Raw genomic sequence first — 14,362 nt, 5'->3', positions numbered from 1 at the left:
CCGCGGCACACCAGGCCCCCGCCCCGCCTGTGGAAAACTTCAGTGGCCCAGACCGGTGGCGTCAGCCGGCACCCCCTGCCACCAGCCAGTTCGTCGGTACCTCGAGCCGCGTGCCGTCCGCCCGCCGCTCCGTCGTCACGAGCGCGACCTCACCGCGTGCGAGCACCTCCATCCCCGCCGCGCGGAAGAGCTCCGGGACGGTCTCATCGGGCAACGCGGCCGGCGCGATCCCGTGCGAGAAGACCGCCGCGAGCTTGGCGGGCGGCCCGCCCGGCCCCTGCGCGAACCTGGCCAGCACGTCCTTCGCCGACGCCGCGAGTTCGTCCGCGAACGCCCGGCCGCGCCCGCCGGTCAGCACGGCGATGCCCTCGACCAGCGGTGCGCGCTCCTCGGGCAGGCACTGGTGGAGCACTCCGCGCATGTACACGTTCGCCTCGCCCAGCTCCTCGCTCAGCCGCCGGACCGCCTCGGGGTCGGCCGCGTCGAGCTGCCGGTACTCGGCGACACTGCCCGGGTCCTGGTGCCGCGCGTGGCCGATCGCGGCCGCCGCGAGGTCCACCCCGACGGCCCGTCCGTAGTGCTTGGCCAGGAAGCGGGTCTGGGTGCCGTTGCCGCAGCCGAGGTCGACGACCGGCAGCGACGGGTCGAAGTGCGCCTCGAAGAAGGGGAGGTGGGCCGCCGCGGTGACCTCCGCCTCCGCGTCCCAGAACACCGCCCCCGGCTCTCCGGGGGCGTCGCGCCAGAAGCCCTCCCACGCCTGCAGGTTCGTGCCGGTGACGTCCATGCGATCTCTCCCCAGGTCCACGTGTCCGTCGCCGCGGACCGTGCCCGGCCGCGCGGCCGAAGCCCCGTCAGCGTCCGTGCTACCGGCGGCCGTCGGTGAGGGCAAGCGTCCGGGCGAAGTCGTGACCTCGCGTTCGCTACGTTCGAGGCCCGGCCGGGGCCCCGCCGCGTCCGCCGGTCCGCCGCCACGGCAGCGCCTGCTCGAACCAGACCGTCTTGCCCTGCGCCGTACGGCTCGCGCCCCACTCCCGCGCCAGCCGGCTCACGATCCGCAGTCCCCGCCCCGACTCGTCCTCGGGCCCGGCGCCGAGCAGGACGGGTACGGCGTGGTCGTCGTCCGAGACCTCGCACAGCAGCGCGTCCGTACGCACCAGGCGCAGCTCGACGTGCCGGGAGTGCGCGTGCCGGACGGCGTTGGTGACCACCTCGCCGACCATCAGCTCGGCCGCCTCCGCCGCCTCCTCCAGCCCCCAGCCCTCCAGGGCGCCCCGGGTCAGGATCCTGGCCCTGCCCACTTCGCGGGGGTCGAGGGCGAGCTGCCAGGTGACGACGTCCTCTCGGGCGATGCCGTTGAGCCGGGCCATCAGCAGGGCGACGTCGTCCTTGCGGCCACCCGGCGGGTTGAGGGCGCGGATGATCGTGTCGCAGGCGTCGTCCATCGAGGCCGCGGGATGCGCGGCGCTCTCGCAGAGCGCGGCGAGCCCGGCCCCGATGTCCTGGCCCCGTACCTCTACCAGCCCGTCCGTGCACAGCACGAGCCGGTCGCGGGGGCCGACGGCGACCTTGACCGTCTCGAAGGGCACCCCTCCGATGCCGATCGGGGCACCCGTCGGGACGTCGAGCAGCACGCTGCGGCCGTCCTCGGCGCTCACCAGCACGGGCGGGATGTGGCCCGCGTTGGCGATGAGCAGCTCGGACCGGATCGGGTCGTACACGGCGTACAGGCAGGTCGCGAGGTAGTGCTCGCCGAGGCGCTGCGCCAGGTCGTCGAGGTTGCGCAGCAGTTGCGCCGGTGGCATGTCCAGCGCGGCCATGGTCTGCACTGCGGTGCGCAACTGGCCCATCATCGCGGCGGCGTTGAGCCCGTGCCCCATGACGTCGCCCACGACGAGGGCGAGCCGGGAGCCGGGCAGCTTGATGGTGTCGAACCAGTCGCCGCCGACCCGGCCCAGCCGGGTGCCGGGCAGGTAGCGGGTCGCCACGTCGCACCCCGGCATGCGCGGGGTGATCTGCGGCAGCATGCTGTCCTGCAGCGTGTCGGCGACGCTCTCCTGGTACGTGTACATGCGGGCGTTGTCCAGGACGAGCCCGGCGCGGGCGGCCAGTTCGGCGCCCGTCACGCGGTCCATGTCGTTGAACGGCGGGCGCTCGCCGTGCCGCAACAGGATCATGAAACCGAGGACGACGTTGCGCGCCTTCAGCGGCACGACCAGCATCGACCGCCCGGTGATCAGCGGCCGGATGTCGCGCTTCTCGAACTGCGAGGCGATCGCCTCGCCCATGGGTTCGGTGATCCTGGGCACCAGCACCGGCTGACCGCTCGTCATGCACTGGAAGAACGGTGTGTGCTCGGGGAAAGGCATGGACTCGCCGACCGGTACGACGTCGTCCCAGCGGCCGGGCTCGTCGGTGTGCTCCAGGGCGACCCGGTACCACATGGTGGTGACGTCGGGCGGGCCGTCGGGGAAGCCCTCGCCCGCCAGCACCTGTTCGCGCAGGTAGGTGCCCGCGACGTCGGTGAAGCGCGGTACGACGGCGGCGCTGACCTCCCGGATCGTGCGGGTCAGGTCCAGGGAGCTGCCGATGCGCCCGCTGACCTCGTTGAGGAACTCCAGGCGCTCGCGGACGGCGGCGTACTCCAGGTCGGGTTCGAGCTCCTCGGACCCGATGGCGCGCGGTTCGGTGGCGGACTCACGGACGGCACGCCGCCTGCGGGCCCTGAGCTCGTCCCGTCGGGGCACGCCCCAGTCGGGGGTGACGGGCACCCGGTCGTGCCGGCTGATCTCCAGGACGGGGTAGCCGAGTTCCAGCACCTGGGAGACGATGCGCCCGCTCTCGTCGACGCTCATGCTGGGCAGGATCTCGGGGAGCCGCTTGGCGAGCCCGTCCGCGCCGGGGAACTCGGTGTGCAGGGCGAAGCCGGGCGCGACCCGCTCGGACTCCCGGGGAGGGGAGTCGTCCTCGCCGTGCACCAGGGCGGCGTCGGCGGCCAGCACGAGCAGGCGCTCGGGACCCGGGCCGACCAGCGGGTAGGCCCACCACAGGACGTCGCCGGGGAGGCCGAGGGGGTCGGGGTCGGGTCCCTGGTTGAGCCGCGCGAGGCCGGCGGTCGGGTAGGAGGTCACGCCGCTGAGCGTGGCGTCGAGGTCGGCCCCGGGCGGCACCTCGGGTCCGTCCGGGCCGGGCTCCTCGCCGAGCGCGCCGGAGACCGGCAGCAGGTCGACGGCAGGGCGGCCGACGGCCTCCTCCCGGGTGGGCCCGAAGAGCTTGCGGGCGCCCGTGCTCCAGTGCGAGACGAGCCCGTCGCCGTCGACCACGACCACGGCGAGCGGGACGCGTCCGGAGAGTCCGGTCCGCTGCTCCGGCAGCGCGGCGCGGCTCCCCTCCCCCGGCGGAGTGCGACGTTGCATGACGCGAGCGGCTCCTTCCCCTGCGGCGCCCGGATCCCGACAGAGGCGCGGAGGTGGTCGGCCCCCGGCGCAAGATCTGCGGCTCCGCAACCACGGTACGACCGACACCGGGTGCCGCGGAGGGCATTGGACGAATCCGGTGTGCGCCCGCGGGGGGCCGTGGATGCGCCGGGGCATGCGCGGGCGCACGCCCCGGCACTGAGGGGCCGTCAGGGGCAGGTCAGTCCTCGTGGCCCAGGTGCACGTCGCGCTCGGTGCGCTCACCGCCGCTGAGCCGCAGCACGGTGGCCACCGGCGGGTACCCCGAGGCCACGACGGTGTACTCGCCCGCGGCCAGGTCGACGAAGCGGAAGACGCCGTCAGGGCCGGTCGTCACGGTGTCCAGGACGTTGCCCGCCGCGTCCAGCAGGGTGACCCGCGCGTCCTCGACGGGGCTGCCGCCCGGGCCGCGCACGGTGCCGCGCAGCATCGCGCCGCCCGCGAGTTCGACGTCCTGCCGGGTCTCCCGGGCCGCGTGCACCGACACGGGGAGCGCCGCGGGCCGGTAGGCGGGGGCGTTGGCGGCGAGCGTGTACTCCCCCGCGACGAGGTCGCTCAGGACGTAGTCGCCCTCCCTGCCGGTACGGGTGGTGGCCACCACGTCGCCGCGGGAGTCGGTGAGGGTGACGGTGGCCTCCCGTACGGCCGTGCCGTCGGCGGTGCGCACCGTGCCGGCGAGCCGCCCGGCGCCGCCGAGCACCACGTCGAGCTCGACGGGGCGTTCCCCGACGGTGACGCTGACGGCCTGCGGCTGGTGTCCCCCGGCGGCGGCGATCAGGACGTAACTGCCGCTGCCCGGGGTGCTCAACGCGTAACGTCCGTCCTCACCAGTCGCGCCACGCCCGATCTGTCGGCCGGTCACATCGATGAGGGTGAGGGCCGCCCGGCCTACGGTGCTGCCGTCGGCGTGCTGGACGGTGCCGCACACCGGGACGCCGACGCCGACGGTGTCGGCCTTGCGGGCGGTGGGGACGTGCTGGGTCACCAGGGGTTTCTCCTTGAGCAGGAAGGCGAGCAGGAAGCCGAGGGCGAGAACCGGCACCAGGTAGAGGAAGATGCGCGGCATGGCCTCGGCGTACGCCCGCACATAGGCCTCGCGCAGCGGTGCCGGCATCGCGTGCACCATTTGCGGCGTGATCGACTGGGGGTCCGGCAGGTCGACGCCGCGCGGCAGCCGGTCGGCGAGCCCGTCGGCGAGCCGGTTGGCGAACAGGGTGCCGAAGACGGCCGCCCCCACCGAGCCGCCGATCTGCCGGAAGTAGTTGTTGGCGCTGGTGGCGGCGCCGAGGTCGGCGGGCCGCACGGAGTTCTGCACGGCGAGGATCAGCACCGGCAGGACGAGGCCGATGCCCAGCCCCAGCACGCCCATGTAGACGCTGTACTCCACGCGCGGGGTGTCGGTCTCCAGCAGCGACAGCAGCCACATGCCGGCCACCGAGAGCGCCCCGCCGGCCAGCGGGAACACCCTGTAGCGCCCGGTACGGCTGATCAACTGGCCGGAGACCACGGAGGCCAGGACGACGCCGAGCATCATGGGCAGCATCAGCAGCCCGGACTCGGTGGCGCTGACGCCGTTCACCATCTGCAGGAACGTGGGCAGGTAGCTGGCGGCGCCGAAGAGGCCGACGCCGACGACGGCCCCGATAAGGGCCGAGACGGTGAAGATGCCGTCGCGGAAGAGCCGCAGCGGGATGATGGGTTCGACGGCGAACCGTTCCACCACGACGAACAGCACGGCGCAGCCGAGCGATGCCGCGCCCAGCCCGATGATCACGTCCGAGCGCCAGGCGTACGTCGTCCCGCCCCAACTGGTCAGCAGCACCAGGCAGGTGGAGCCGGCTGCCAGCAACAGTGCGCCCAGCACGTCCAGCCGGGGGCGCACGGCCGGCCGCGGCAGCTTCAGGACGACGGCGATGACGGCCAGGGTCAGCAGCCCGAAGGGCACGTTGATGTAGAAGCACCAGCGCCATGAGGCGTGGTCGGTGAAGAAACCGCCGAGCAGCGGCCCCGCAACGGAGGCCAGGCCGAAGGATGCGCCGATCAGGCCCATGTACCGGCCGCGTTCCCGGGGCGGGACGATGTCCGCGATGATCGCCTGGACGCCGATCATCAGCCCCCCGCCGCCGACACCCTGGACGGTGCGGAAGGCGATCAGCTCGTTCATGGAGCGCGACCAGCCGGCGAGCGCCGAGCCGATGACGAAGACGACGATGGCGAACTGGAAGACGCTCTTGCGCCCGAAGAGGTCGCCGAGCTTGCCGTAGATCGGCAGCCCGACGGTGGAGGCGAGCAGGTAAGCGGTGACGGCCCAGGACATCTTGTCCAGGCCGTGCAGCTCGCCGACGATCTTGGGGAGCGCGGTCGCCACGATCATCTGGTCGAGCGCGGCCAGCAGCAGGGTCAGCATGAGCCCGAGGAAGACCAGACGCACCCTGCGCGGGCTCAGTCCGCCGACGGGCGCCCCCTGCTCCTGCGGCACGGCTGCGGGTCGGTCCTCGGGGCCCGTGCCGGCGCCGGTCACGTCCGTGAGGGTGCCGGTCTCCTCGGACAGGGTCGTCCCGGTGGTGCCGCCCATCTGCGTATCGCTCCCCTCGTCGCGCCTGCCCTGCGACAACGATCTGGGGCGCCGGGGATGCGCCGGAGCGCGGCAGATCCACCCTTTCAAGTGACGTGCCCACCGGCGTGCGCCCACCGGGCGCCGGCCCGGCGCATGAGGCGCGTACCCGTGCGGCGCGTCAAGGGAGGTGACCGGGCGTCACCCGGCTCCGGCCGCCTCCCTTGTGCCGCCTGCTACTTCTCGGTCTCCGCGGCGAGGCGCGCGAGCACCGCGTCGTGGATGCGGTTCAGGCCCTTGGGGGCGAAGGTGCGCTCGAAGAAGCCGCCGATGCCGCCGGCGCCGGTCCACGTGCTGGTGACGACCGCCTTGGCGCGGCCCTCGCCTGCCGGGGTGACCGTCCAGGTGGTGACCATGGTGGAGTTGCGGTCGCTCTCGACCAGCTGTCCCGGGGTCGGCTCGGTCACCGCGAGGAGGCAGTCCCGCACGCGCTTCTCGGTCGCCTGCAGCTTCCAGTGCACCAGGGTGCCCGCGCCGCTGCCGCCCTCGCGCACCTCGTACTCGCTGTACTGCTCGGGAAGCAGTCGCTGCCGGGTGCCCGCGTAGTCGGCGAGCGCCGCGAAGACGCTCTCCGGGCTCGCCGCGATCTCGCGCTGAGTGGTGGCCTCGACCTGTGCCATGCGCCGTCCTCCGTCGATCCGTGTACCGTCGCCGACAAGCCAATCACCACGGCCGCGTGCCCGCGAAATCGGGCCGCCCTCCCGGAGGGGCACCTCCGTACGACGGCCCACGGGGTCCGGCCGCCGCCCGGCGGGAAATCACGTGCCCCGCCGGCCGTGGCGCGTTATCGTCGGCTCCATGAACGTCACCGGCCACAGCATCACCGCGACCGCGCGAGCGACCAGCTCGCCGGTTGCCGCCGCCTGACGTACCCCCTTCCTCACCACCGGCGACCGGGAACGGCCCGCCGGTGGTCTCGTGGCGCCCCGCCGCGATTCCGGTGATCGAGCGGACCCGTTCTCCGGTGCCTCCCCGCCCTCCATGCGAAGGAGCCACCCCCCATGAACACCGAAGAGATCGTCCGCACGTTCGTCGAGTACTTCGAGGACCGGGGCCACCGCAGAATCACCGGATCGACGCTGCTGCCGCCGCCCGGCGACCCGGTGCTGTTCACGACCTCGGGCATGCATCCGCTGACCCCGTACCTGGAGGGGCGCCCGCACCCGCTCGGCAGCCGGCTGGTCAACGTGCAGCGCTGTCTGCGCACCACCGACCTGGAAGAGGTCGGCGATCCCACCCATTTGACGGTCTTCGAGATGCTCGGCACCTGGTCGCTCGGCGACTACGAGGGCCCGCAGAGCCTCGACTGGGGCTACGGACTGCTCACCGAGGGCTTCGGCATCGACCCGGGGCGGCTGCACGTCACGGTTTTCGGTGGCGACGACCGCACGGGTCCGGACACCGGCTCCCTGGAGCTGTGGGAGAAGCACGGGGTCCCGGTGGAACTCACCGTCGAGGACAACTGGTGGTCCAACGGGCCGACCGGCCCGTGCGGCCCCGACTCGGAGATCTTCCTGTGGACCGGCGACACCCCGCCGCGGTCCACGCCCACCCGCGACGACCGCTGGGTCGAGGTCTGGAACCACGTGATGATGCGCCACCGCCGGCTCGAGGACGGCTCGCTCGTGCCGCTCCCCCAGCGCAACGTCGACACCGGACTCGGCCTGGAACGCCTGGCCTCGCTGCTGCAGGGCCGCACGTCGGTGTTCGAGTGCGACGTCTTCACCCCCTGGCGCAGTCTCGTACCGTCCCTGTGGCCACTGGACGAACCGTCGCTGCGCCTGGTCTGCGACCACCTGCGCTCGGCCGTGGTGGTGATCGGTGACGGGGTGCGCCCGTCCAACACCGGCCGCGGGTACGTGCTGCGCCGGCTGGTGCGGCGTGTCCTCACCACCTTGTGGCGGGACGACCCGTCCCGTGGCCTCGGCGATCTGCCGCAGGAACTGGTCCGGCACACCCTGGACCACTTCCGCCAGGGCGTGGACCCGGACGAGCCGCTCCGGGTGCTGCTAGAGGAGGAGCGCCGGTTCGGGCGGCTCCTGGAGCGCGGCCGGCAGGTGCTGGCCCGCCCCCGCTTCCGGGGCCCGCTGGACGAGGAGGACTTCCACTACCTCCACGACACCCACGGCCTGCCGCGCGACCTCGTCCTGAGCCTGCGGCCGCAGTGACGGTGGACGGCCCCGGCAGGGCCCCGGACGGCGCCTACGGCACGCCCGGGGCCCTGCGTCACACGCGGTCACGCACAGTGGTCCCGGGAATCCCCCGGATCCCCTCGACGCTATTCGCTCAGATGTTCTATTCTCGGGAGGAGAGCAACGAAGGAGGCGGCATGAGGTGGGACAACCTGAGCCGCGACACGGCGGCGACCACACCCGCGCTCTTCGGCGTGGACGCCGTGACCCGTACGTTCGATACCCCCGAGTTCCGCGGGATCACCTTCCACGAGGTGCGCGCCCGCACGATCGTCAACCGCGTACCCGGCGCGTCCCGGATGCCGTTCGAGTGGACGATCAACCCCTACCGCGGCTGCAGTCACGCCTGTGTGTACTGCTTCGCACGCAAGACGCACACCTACCTGGACCTCGACAGCGGCCTCGACTTCGACTCCCAGATCGTCGTGAAGGTCAACGCGCCCGAGCTGCTGCGCCGCGAGCTCGCCTCGCCCCGCTGGCAGGGCGAGCACATCGCGATGGGCACCAACGTCGACTGCTACCAGCGCGCGGAAGGCCGCTACCGGCTCATGCCCGGCATCCTGGCCGCGCTGCGCGACCACGCCAATCCCTTCTCGATCCTCACCAAGGGGTCGCTGATCCTGCGCGACCTGGACCTCCTGGTGCAGGCCTCCCAGGTCACCGACGTCTCGACCGCGGTCTCCGTCGGCTTCACCGACCGGGACCTGTGGCGCACCGTGGAACCGGGCACGCCGTCGCCGGCGAAGCGCCTGGAGGTCTGCCGCACGCTCAATGAGCACGGCATCCCCTCGGGCGTCCTGATGGCGCCGGTGCTGCCGTACCTCAGCGACTCCCCGGAGCAGTTGCGCGAGACGGTCCGCGCGATCGCCGGGACCGGTGCCACGTCCGTCACCCCGCTGGTGCTGCACCTGCGCCCCGGGGCGAGGGAGTGGTTCATGGCCTGGCTCTCGGTGCACCACCCGCGGCTGATCTCCCGCTACAAGGCGCTCTACGCGGACGGCGCCTACGCGCCCACCTGGTACCAGCGGCGCATCACCCGCCAAGTGCACGAGTTCGCCGCCGAGTTCGGGATCGGGCCCAGCCGCTCCGGGACCGCGCGCCGGATTTCCGCGCCCGAGGAGGACACCCCCGGGCCGCCCGCCGCACCCGAGCCCGCCCAGCCGGCCCCGCCGACGCAACTGACCCTGATCTGAGCCCACGAAAAGCGGGTGCCCACCGGGCTCCACCCCCCTTAACGTCGCGGCATGACGGTTGTGAGGGTGATGACCCGCGATGACATCGACGCCGTGGCGGCGATCCGCGTACGGGGATGGCAGGCGGCCTACGCGGGGATCGTGCCGCAGGCGTACCTCGAAGCGATGGACATCGGGGCGGACGCGGAGCGTCGCAGGGAGTGGTTCGACGCGGGCGGCACCCGGGTGGACACCCTGGTCGCCACGGACGGCGACGAGGTGACGGGCTGGGCCTCGCTCGGCCCCTACCGGGGTGAGCCGGACGACGCCGAGGTCGGCGAGCTGTACGCGATCTACGTACGACCCGACCGGATCGGCAGGGGCGCGGGCCGCGCGCTCATGGACGCCGTACGGGCCCGCGCCGGTGAACGCGGCTTCCGGAGCCTGCGCCTGTGGGTCCTCGCGGACAACGCGCGGGCGCTGCGCTTCTATGAACGGTCCGGTCTCGCACCGGACGGCACCGACCAGATCGAGAGGTACGACGGCGTCCCGCTCAAGGAGCTGCGGTACGCGACGGATCTGGTCTGAAGCGCCCGGCGAGACGGCGCGTCGTGGCACTCGGTGCCTCCTCCCGCGCCGCGGCCAGCACCGCTGCGGCCACCGGATCGCCCGACCGCACCAGGGCGCGCACGATCCGCCTGGGGTACGGCGGCGCGCACAGCCCCACAAGGGCGGCGGTCGCGCGGGGCTCGTCCTCGTAGCGGGCCAGTCCGCGCGCCGCGGCCGCCCGCACCTCCGCGTCCTCGTCAGAAGCGACGCCGAGCAGCGTCTCCAGTACCTGCGGGCCGCCGATCCGGCCGAGGGAGTCCACCGCCGCGGCGCGCAGGCGGGGATCCGCAACGGCCCGGGTCAGGACGGGCACCGCCCGCACGTCCGCCAGCCGTCCCAGTTCCTCGACGCAGCCCGCGGCCGCCTGGTAGCCCGTCCGCCCCTCGTCCATGAGCCATGTGAGGGTGGACGTGAGTGCGGGCAGCGACTCGGGCGCCCGCAACCGCCCCAGCAGATGCACGGCGGCCAGGGCGTAGCGGATCCGCAGCCGGTTCGTGGCGAGCGCGGCGGCGGCACGCGCGGTCCGCGGGTCGCCGAGCCGGATCAGGGCCTCGGCCGCGGCAAGGGTGTTCCAGGCGTCGCGGTGGTTGAGGAACAGCACGAGGGTCTCGAAGGCCCGCCGGTCACCGGCCCTCCCCAGCAGGACGGAGGCGACGAGACGCTCCTGCACGGAGCGCGACGGCTCGGTCAGCACGGCGGCGAGGCGGTCCCGGGCCTCGGGGACGTCCCGCCGCCAAAGGGCGACGAGCGCCTCCTCGGCCACCGACTCGTCCGGGTCGCCGGCGGCCGCGAGGAACAGGTCCAGATGCGCCGGGTCGCGGTCGCAGCCGAGCAGGGTCAGGGCGAGCCGCCGGGCCCGGGGCGCCTCCTGGCAGGCCTGACGCAGCAGCAGGGGCACGCAGACGGCGGGCGGCACGGGGCCGGTCCTGGCTGCCCAGCGCCAGAAGGGCAGGTGACGACCGATGACGATGCGGCTGATGGTGTCCTCCATCAACCCGGGGTACCAGGAGGGCTCCTCCTGCCCGGATGCGCCGAGCAGGTCGAAGAGCGGTGCCGTCGCCTCCATGGGGCGCTTCACCGCCAACGCCTCCAGGGCATAGCGGCGCTCCTCCTCCGTGCCACGGGGAAGCATGGCCAGCAGCGCAGGGACGGCGGGGGCCCGCCCGCCGGCGACGTCGAGGCGCGCGCGTTCGGCGGGCCCCAGCCAGGGCCGCACCATGGCGGCGGCGTCCGGTGAGGCGGCGAGCCGCCTCAGATAGGCGCCGCGCTCCTCGCACCGCCCCTGGCCGGCGAACTCCAGCAGCCCCAGGACGCGGCGCGGTTCCCCGCGCCCGCGCAGCCGCGCGACGTCCGTCTCCCCCGACCGTACGGCCCCGTACAGCTCGTCCGCGCGCCGCGCCGAGTGACCGGCGCCCCCGTGCTCCCGTTCCACGGTCCCCCCTCTCCCCCCGTGCGTCCACCCTAATGGCGCGCTCATCTGTAGGAGGCGTAAATCACATGGGCGCGAGGGCTGGCGCCGAGGTTACTCACCGGTTACCCTCTAACCAACGCACGCGTGGGCCTGGTGACGCAGCCACCGCGTGCAGCCGTTGTCGGTTCGGCACCATCGCGGCGCAGCCCCGGGACAGGGCTCGCCGGTTCTCACGCGGGTACGCCCACACACGCGTACGCACCCCCGCGGCTCCTCGACTCTCCCGCCCCCGCGCCTGCGCAGCAGAGACGCACGGCGCGGACCCTCAGCATTCGGAGTTCCGCGATGGACCGTCCACGACCCTTCCCCACCGTCGCCGTCATCGGTCTCGGCACCATGGGCACCGGCATCGCCGAGGTCGTCGCCCGGGCCGGCCACGAAGTGATCGGCATCGAGATCGACGACGCGGCCGCGCTCCGCGCCGTCGCCGCCCTGGAGGCCTCCACCGCCCGCGCCGTGCAGCGCGAGCGGATCACGGAGGCCGAGCGCGGCGACGTCCTGGCCCGTTTCCGCACCTTCTCCGACCTCCAGGCGGCGGCCGACGCCGACCTGGTCATCGAGGTCGTCACCGAGCACTTCGAGATCAAGCGCGAGGTCCTCACCGCCCTGGACGCCCTCCTGAAGCCGGGCGCCGTCCTGGCGACCGGCACCAACGCGCTGTCGGTGACCCAGCTGGCCTCGCACACCTCGCGCCCCGACCGCGTCCTCGGTCTGCACTTCTTCGCCCCCGCGCCGGCCATGAAGCTGGTCGAGGTGGTCTCCACCGTGCTCACCTCCCCCGAGACCACGGACTCCGTGACCGAGCTGGTCCGCTCGCTCGGCAAGGAGCCGGTGGCGGTCGGCGACCGCCCGGGCTTCATCGCCGACGGGCTGCTCTTCGGCTACCTCAACCAGGCCGCGGCCATGTACGAGGCCCGGTACGCCACCCGCGAGGACATCGACGCCGCCATGCGGCTCGGCTGCGGCCTGCCCATGGGCCCGCTCGCCCTGCTGGACCTGATCGGCATCGACACCGCGCAGACCGTCCTGGAGGCGATGTACGAGGCCTCGCGCGACCGGCTGCACGCCCCCGCGCCCATCCTGAAGCAGCTCTCCGCCGCCGGCCTCAAGGGCCGCAAGGCAGGACGCGGCTTCTACACCTACCAGGCCCCCGGCAGCGCGAGCGTCGTCCCGGACGCCGAGACGCCGGCCGAGGCCGCCGGTGCCACCGGCGGGCGCCCCGTGCGCAGCGTCGGCGTCGCGGGCTCGGGCACCATGGCCACCGGCATCGCGGAGGTCTTCGCCAAGGCCGGTTACGAGGTCGTGCTGGCCGCCCGCGGCCAGGAGAAGGCCGACAAGGCGGTCGCGGCGCTGGCCAAGTCCCTGGACCGGTCGGTGGCCAAGGGCCGGCTCAGCCAGGAGCAGCGCGACGCCGCCGTGGCGCGGGTGACCGCGGCCGGATCGCTGGACGCCTTCGCGGACGTGGACCTGGCCGTCGAGGCGGTCGCCGAGGACCTGCCGGTCAAGCAGCAGCTCTTCGCGACCCTGGACAAGATCTGCAAGCCGGGCGCGGTGCTGGCCACGACGACGTCCTCGCTGCCGGTGGTGGCCGTCGCCACCGCGACGTCGCGTCCGCGGGACGTGATCGGCATGCACTTCTTCAACCCGGCCCCCGCCATGAAGCTGGTCGAGGTGGTCCGCACCGTGCTGACCGCCGAGGACGTGCACGCCACCGTCCACGAGGTCTGCGGCCGGATCAGGAAGCACGCCGTGGACTGCGGCGACCGGGCCGGCTTCATCGTCAACGCGCTGCTGTTCCCGTACCTCAACAACGCCGTGAAGATGGTCCAGGAGCACTACGCGACGGTCGAGGACATCGACTCGGCGATGAAGCTCGGCGGGGGCTACCCGATGGGGCCCTTCGAACTGCTCGACGTCGTCGGGCTGGACGTCTCGCTCGCGATCGAGCAGGTGCTGCACAAGGAGTTCCGCGACCCGGGCCTGGCGCCGGCGCCGCTGCTCGAGCACCTGGTGTCCGCGGGCTGCCTCGGCCGCAAGACCGGCCGCGGCTTCCGCGAGTATGCCCGCCGCTGATTACGCGGGCAGCGGCTGGGACGGCCGGGACGATCCCGGTGGCTGGGGCGGTCTCCTGGGGCCGCCCCACCGCCTCCGGAAACCGGGCCCGGCCCACGGTGCAGCGGGAATGCAGTACGTTCGCGGTATGCCCCAGCCCGTGAAGCCCGCCCGTGCGTCCTCCACCACCGCCCAGCGCCATCGTGTCCGCCAGGAACTGGCCGCCGCGGCGATGCACCTGTTCGCGAGCCAGGGCTACGAGGCGACCACGGTCGACGAGATCGCCGCGGCCGCGGGGGTCGCGCGCAGGACGTTCTTCCGGCACTTCCGCTCCAAGGAAGAGGCGATCTTCCCCGACCACGACGACACCCTCGTGCGCGTCGGGCAGGTGCTGGACTCCGCCGAACCGCACGAGCACCCGCTCGACACGGTGTGCCGTGGCATCACCGAGGTGCTGCGCATGTACGCCGAGGCCCCAGAGGTCTCGGTGGAGCGCTACCGCCTGACCCGCGAGATCCCGATCCTGCGGGAGCGCGAGATCGCCTCGGTGGCCCGCTACGAGCGGCTGTTCACCCGCTACCTGCTGGGCCACTTCGACGAGGGCGCCCACCACGACGGGGACGACGACCCGCTGCTGGCGGAGGTCGCCGCGTCCGCCGTCGTCGCCGCCCACAACCACGTGCTGCGGCGCTGGCTGCGCGCCGGCGGCAAGGGGGACGTCGAGGCCCAGCTGGACCACGCCTTCGAGGTGATCAAGCAGACCTTCGGCACCGGCATCGGCCGGCGCCCCACCCCCGCCC

The 14,362-nt window shown here is 73.3% G+C and carries 10 protein-coding genes; 5 read left to right on the top strand and 5 right to left on the bottom strand.

The annotated features are described in order from the left end of the window. Positions 1-61 precede the first annotated feature (61 nt). The 4 genes from PV341_RS20860 to PV341_RS20845 all read right to left on the bottom strand — a co-directional run bounded on the left by PV341_RS20860 (position 62) and on the right by PV341_RS20845 (position 6,686). Positions 62-784: a class I SAM-dependent methyltransferase gene (locus tag PV341_RS20860; protein ID WP_500358673.1), complete on the bottom strand. Its 723-nt coding sequence runs from the start codon at positions 782-784 to the stop codon at positions 62-64. A gap of 136 nt (positions 785-920) precedes the next feature. Next, complete coding sequence (locus PV341_RS20855) at positions 921-3,413, bottom strand: SpoIIE family protein phosphatase (protein WP_500358672.1); 2,493 nt, start codon at positions 3,411-3,413, stop codon at positions 921-923. A gap of 220 nt (positions 3,414-3,633) precedes the next feature. After that, positions 3,634-6,027, bottom strand: coding sequence for an MFS transporter (locus tag PV341_RS20850; RefSeq protein ID WP_500321569.1), 2,394 nt, complete (start codon positions 6,025-6,027; stop codon positions 3,634-3,636). 215 nt (positions 6,028-6,242) lie between these two features. Next, positions 6,243-6,686 carry an SRPBCC family protein gene (locus PV341_RS20845; protein WP_499514823.1) on the bottom strand — a complete coding sequence of 148 codons (444 nt, stop codon included), beginning with the start codon at positions 6,684-6,686 and terminating at the stop codon, positions 6,243-6,245. 381 nt (positions 6,687-7,067) lie between these two features. Here PV341_RS20845 and PV341_RS20840 point away from each other — a divergent pair, with 381 nt between their 5' ends. From PV341_RS20840 to PV341_RS20830, 3 genes are all read left to right on the top strand, one after another. Then, the gene (locus PV341_RS20840) at positions 7,068-8,234 is read left to right on the top strand and encodes an alanine--tRNA ligase-related protein (protein WP_500321570.1); all 1,167 of its coding nucleotides are present in this window, start codon (positions 7,068-7,070) and stop codon (positions 8,232-8,234) included. Between the two features lie 161 nt (positions 8,235-8,395). Then, positions 8,396-9,451 (top strand): Rv2578c family radical SAM protein, encoded by a 1,056-nt coding sequence (locus PV341_RS20835; protein ID WP_500321571.1) that lies wholly within the window; start codon positions 8,396-8,398, stop codon positions 9,449-9,451. A gap of 51 nt (positions 9,452-9,502) precedes the next feature. Further along, on the top strand, positions 9,503-10,018 hold the full coding sequence (locus PV341_RS20830; RefSeq protein WP_500358671.1) for a GNAT family N-acetyltransferase: 516 nt from the start codon (positions 9,503-9,505) through the stop codon (positions 10,016-10,018). Here the strand turns inward: PV341_RS20830 and PV341_RS20825 are convergent. Next, positions 9,984-11,471 carry a HEAT repeat domain-containing protein gene (locus PV341_RS20825; RefSeq protein ID WP_500358669.1) on the bottom strand — a complete coding sequence of 496 codons (1,488 nt, stop codon included), beginning with the start codon at positions 11,469-11,471 and terminating at the stop codon, positions 9,984-9,986. The genes PV341_RS20830 and PV341_RS20825 overlap by 35 nt on opposite strands. A gap of 324 nt (positions 11,472-11,795) precedes the next feature. On the opposite strand from PV341_RS20825, the gene PV341_RS20820 reads away from it, so the two are divergent. Both PV341_RS20820 and PV341_RS20815 read left to right on the top strand, forming a co-directional pair. Continuing rightward, positions 11,796-13,583, top strand: a complete 1,788-nt coding sequence (locus PV341_RS20820; RefSeq protein WP_500321574.1) for a 3-hydroxyacyl-CoA dehydrogenase family protein — start codon at positions 11,796-11,798, stop codon at positions 13,581-13,583. 109 nt (positions 13,584-13,692) lie between these two features. Continuing rightward, positions 13,693-14,362 (top strand): TetR/AcrR family transcriptional regulator (locus PV341_RS20815; RefSeq protein ID WP_500358668.1); only part of this gene is annotated, 670 nt, incomplete at its 3' end.

Source organism: Streptomyces sp. PA03-1a (genome assembly GCF_033792805.1).
Taxonomy (GTDB): domain Bacteria; phylum Actinomycetota; class Actinomycetes; order Streptomycetales; family Streptomycetaceae; genus Actinacidiphila.
The sequence above is the reverse complement of the archived record's forward strand: the minus strand, read 5'-3'. Positions and strand labels throughout refer to the sequence as shown.

Excerpts from the sequence above, each read along its gene's own strand:
- PV341_RS20860 (WP_500358673.1), bottom strand. The coding sequence starts at position 784 with ATGGACGTCACCGGCACGAACCTGCAGGCGTGGGAGGGCTTCTGGCGC.
- PV341_RS20855 (WP_500358672.1), bottom strand. The coding sequence starts at position 3,413 with ATGCAACGTCGCACTCCGCCGGGGGAGGGGAGCCGCGCCGCGCTGCCG.
- PV341_RS20850 (WP_500321569.1), bottom strand. The coding sequence starts at position 6,027 with ATGGGCGGCACCACCGGGACGACCCTGTCCGAGGAGACCGGCACCCTC.
- PV341_RS20845 (WP_499514823.1), bottom strand. The coding sequence starts at position 6,686 with ATGGCACAGGTCGAGGCCACCACTCAGCGCGAGATCGCGGCGAGCCCG.
- PV341_RS20840 (WP_500321570.1), top strand. The coding sequence starts at position 7,068 with ATGAACACCGAAGAGATCGTCCGCACGTTCGTCGAGTACTTCGAGGAC.
- PV341_RS20835 (WP_500321571.1), top strand. The coding sequence starts at position 8,396 with ATGAGGTGGGACAACCTGAGCCGCGACACGGCGGCGACCACACCCGCG.
- PV341_RS20830 (WP_500358671.1), top strand. The coding sequence starts at position 9,503 with ATGACGGTTGTGAGGGTGATGACCCGCGATGACATCGACGCCGTGGCG.
- PV341_RS20820 (WP_500321574.1), top strand. The coding sequence starts at position 11,796 with ATGGACCGTCCACGACCCTTCCCCACCGTCGCCGTCATCGGTCTCGGC.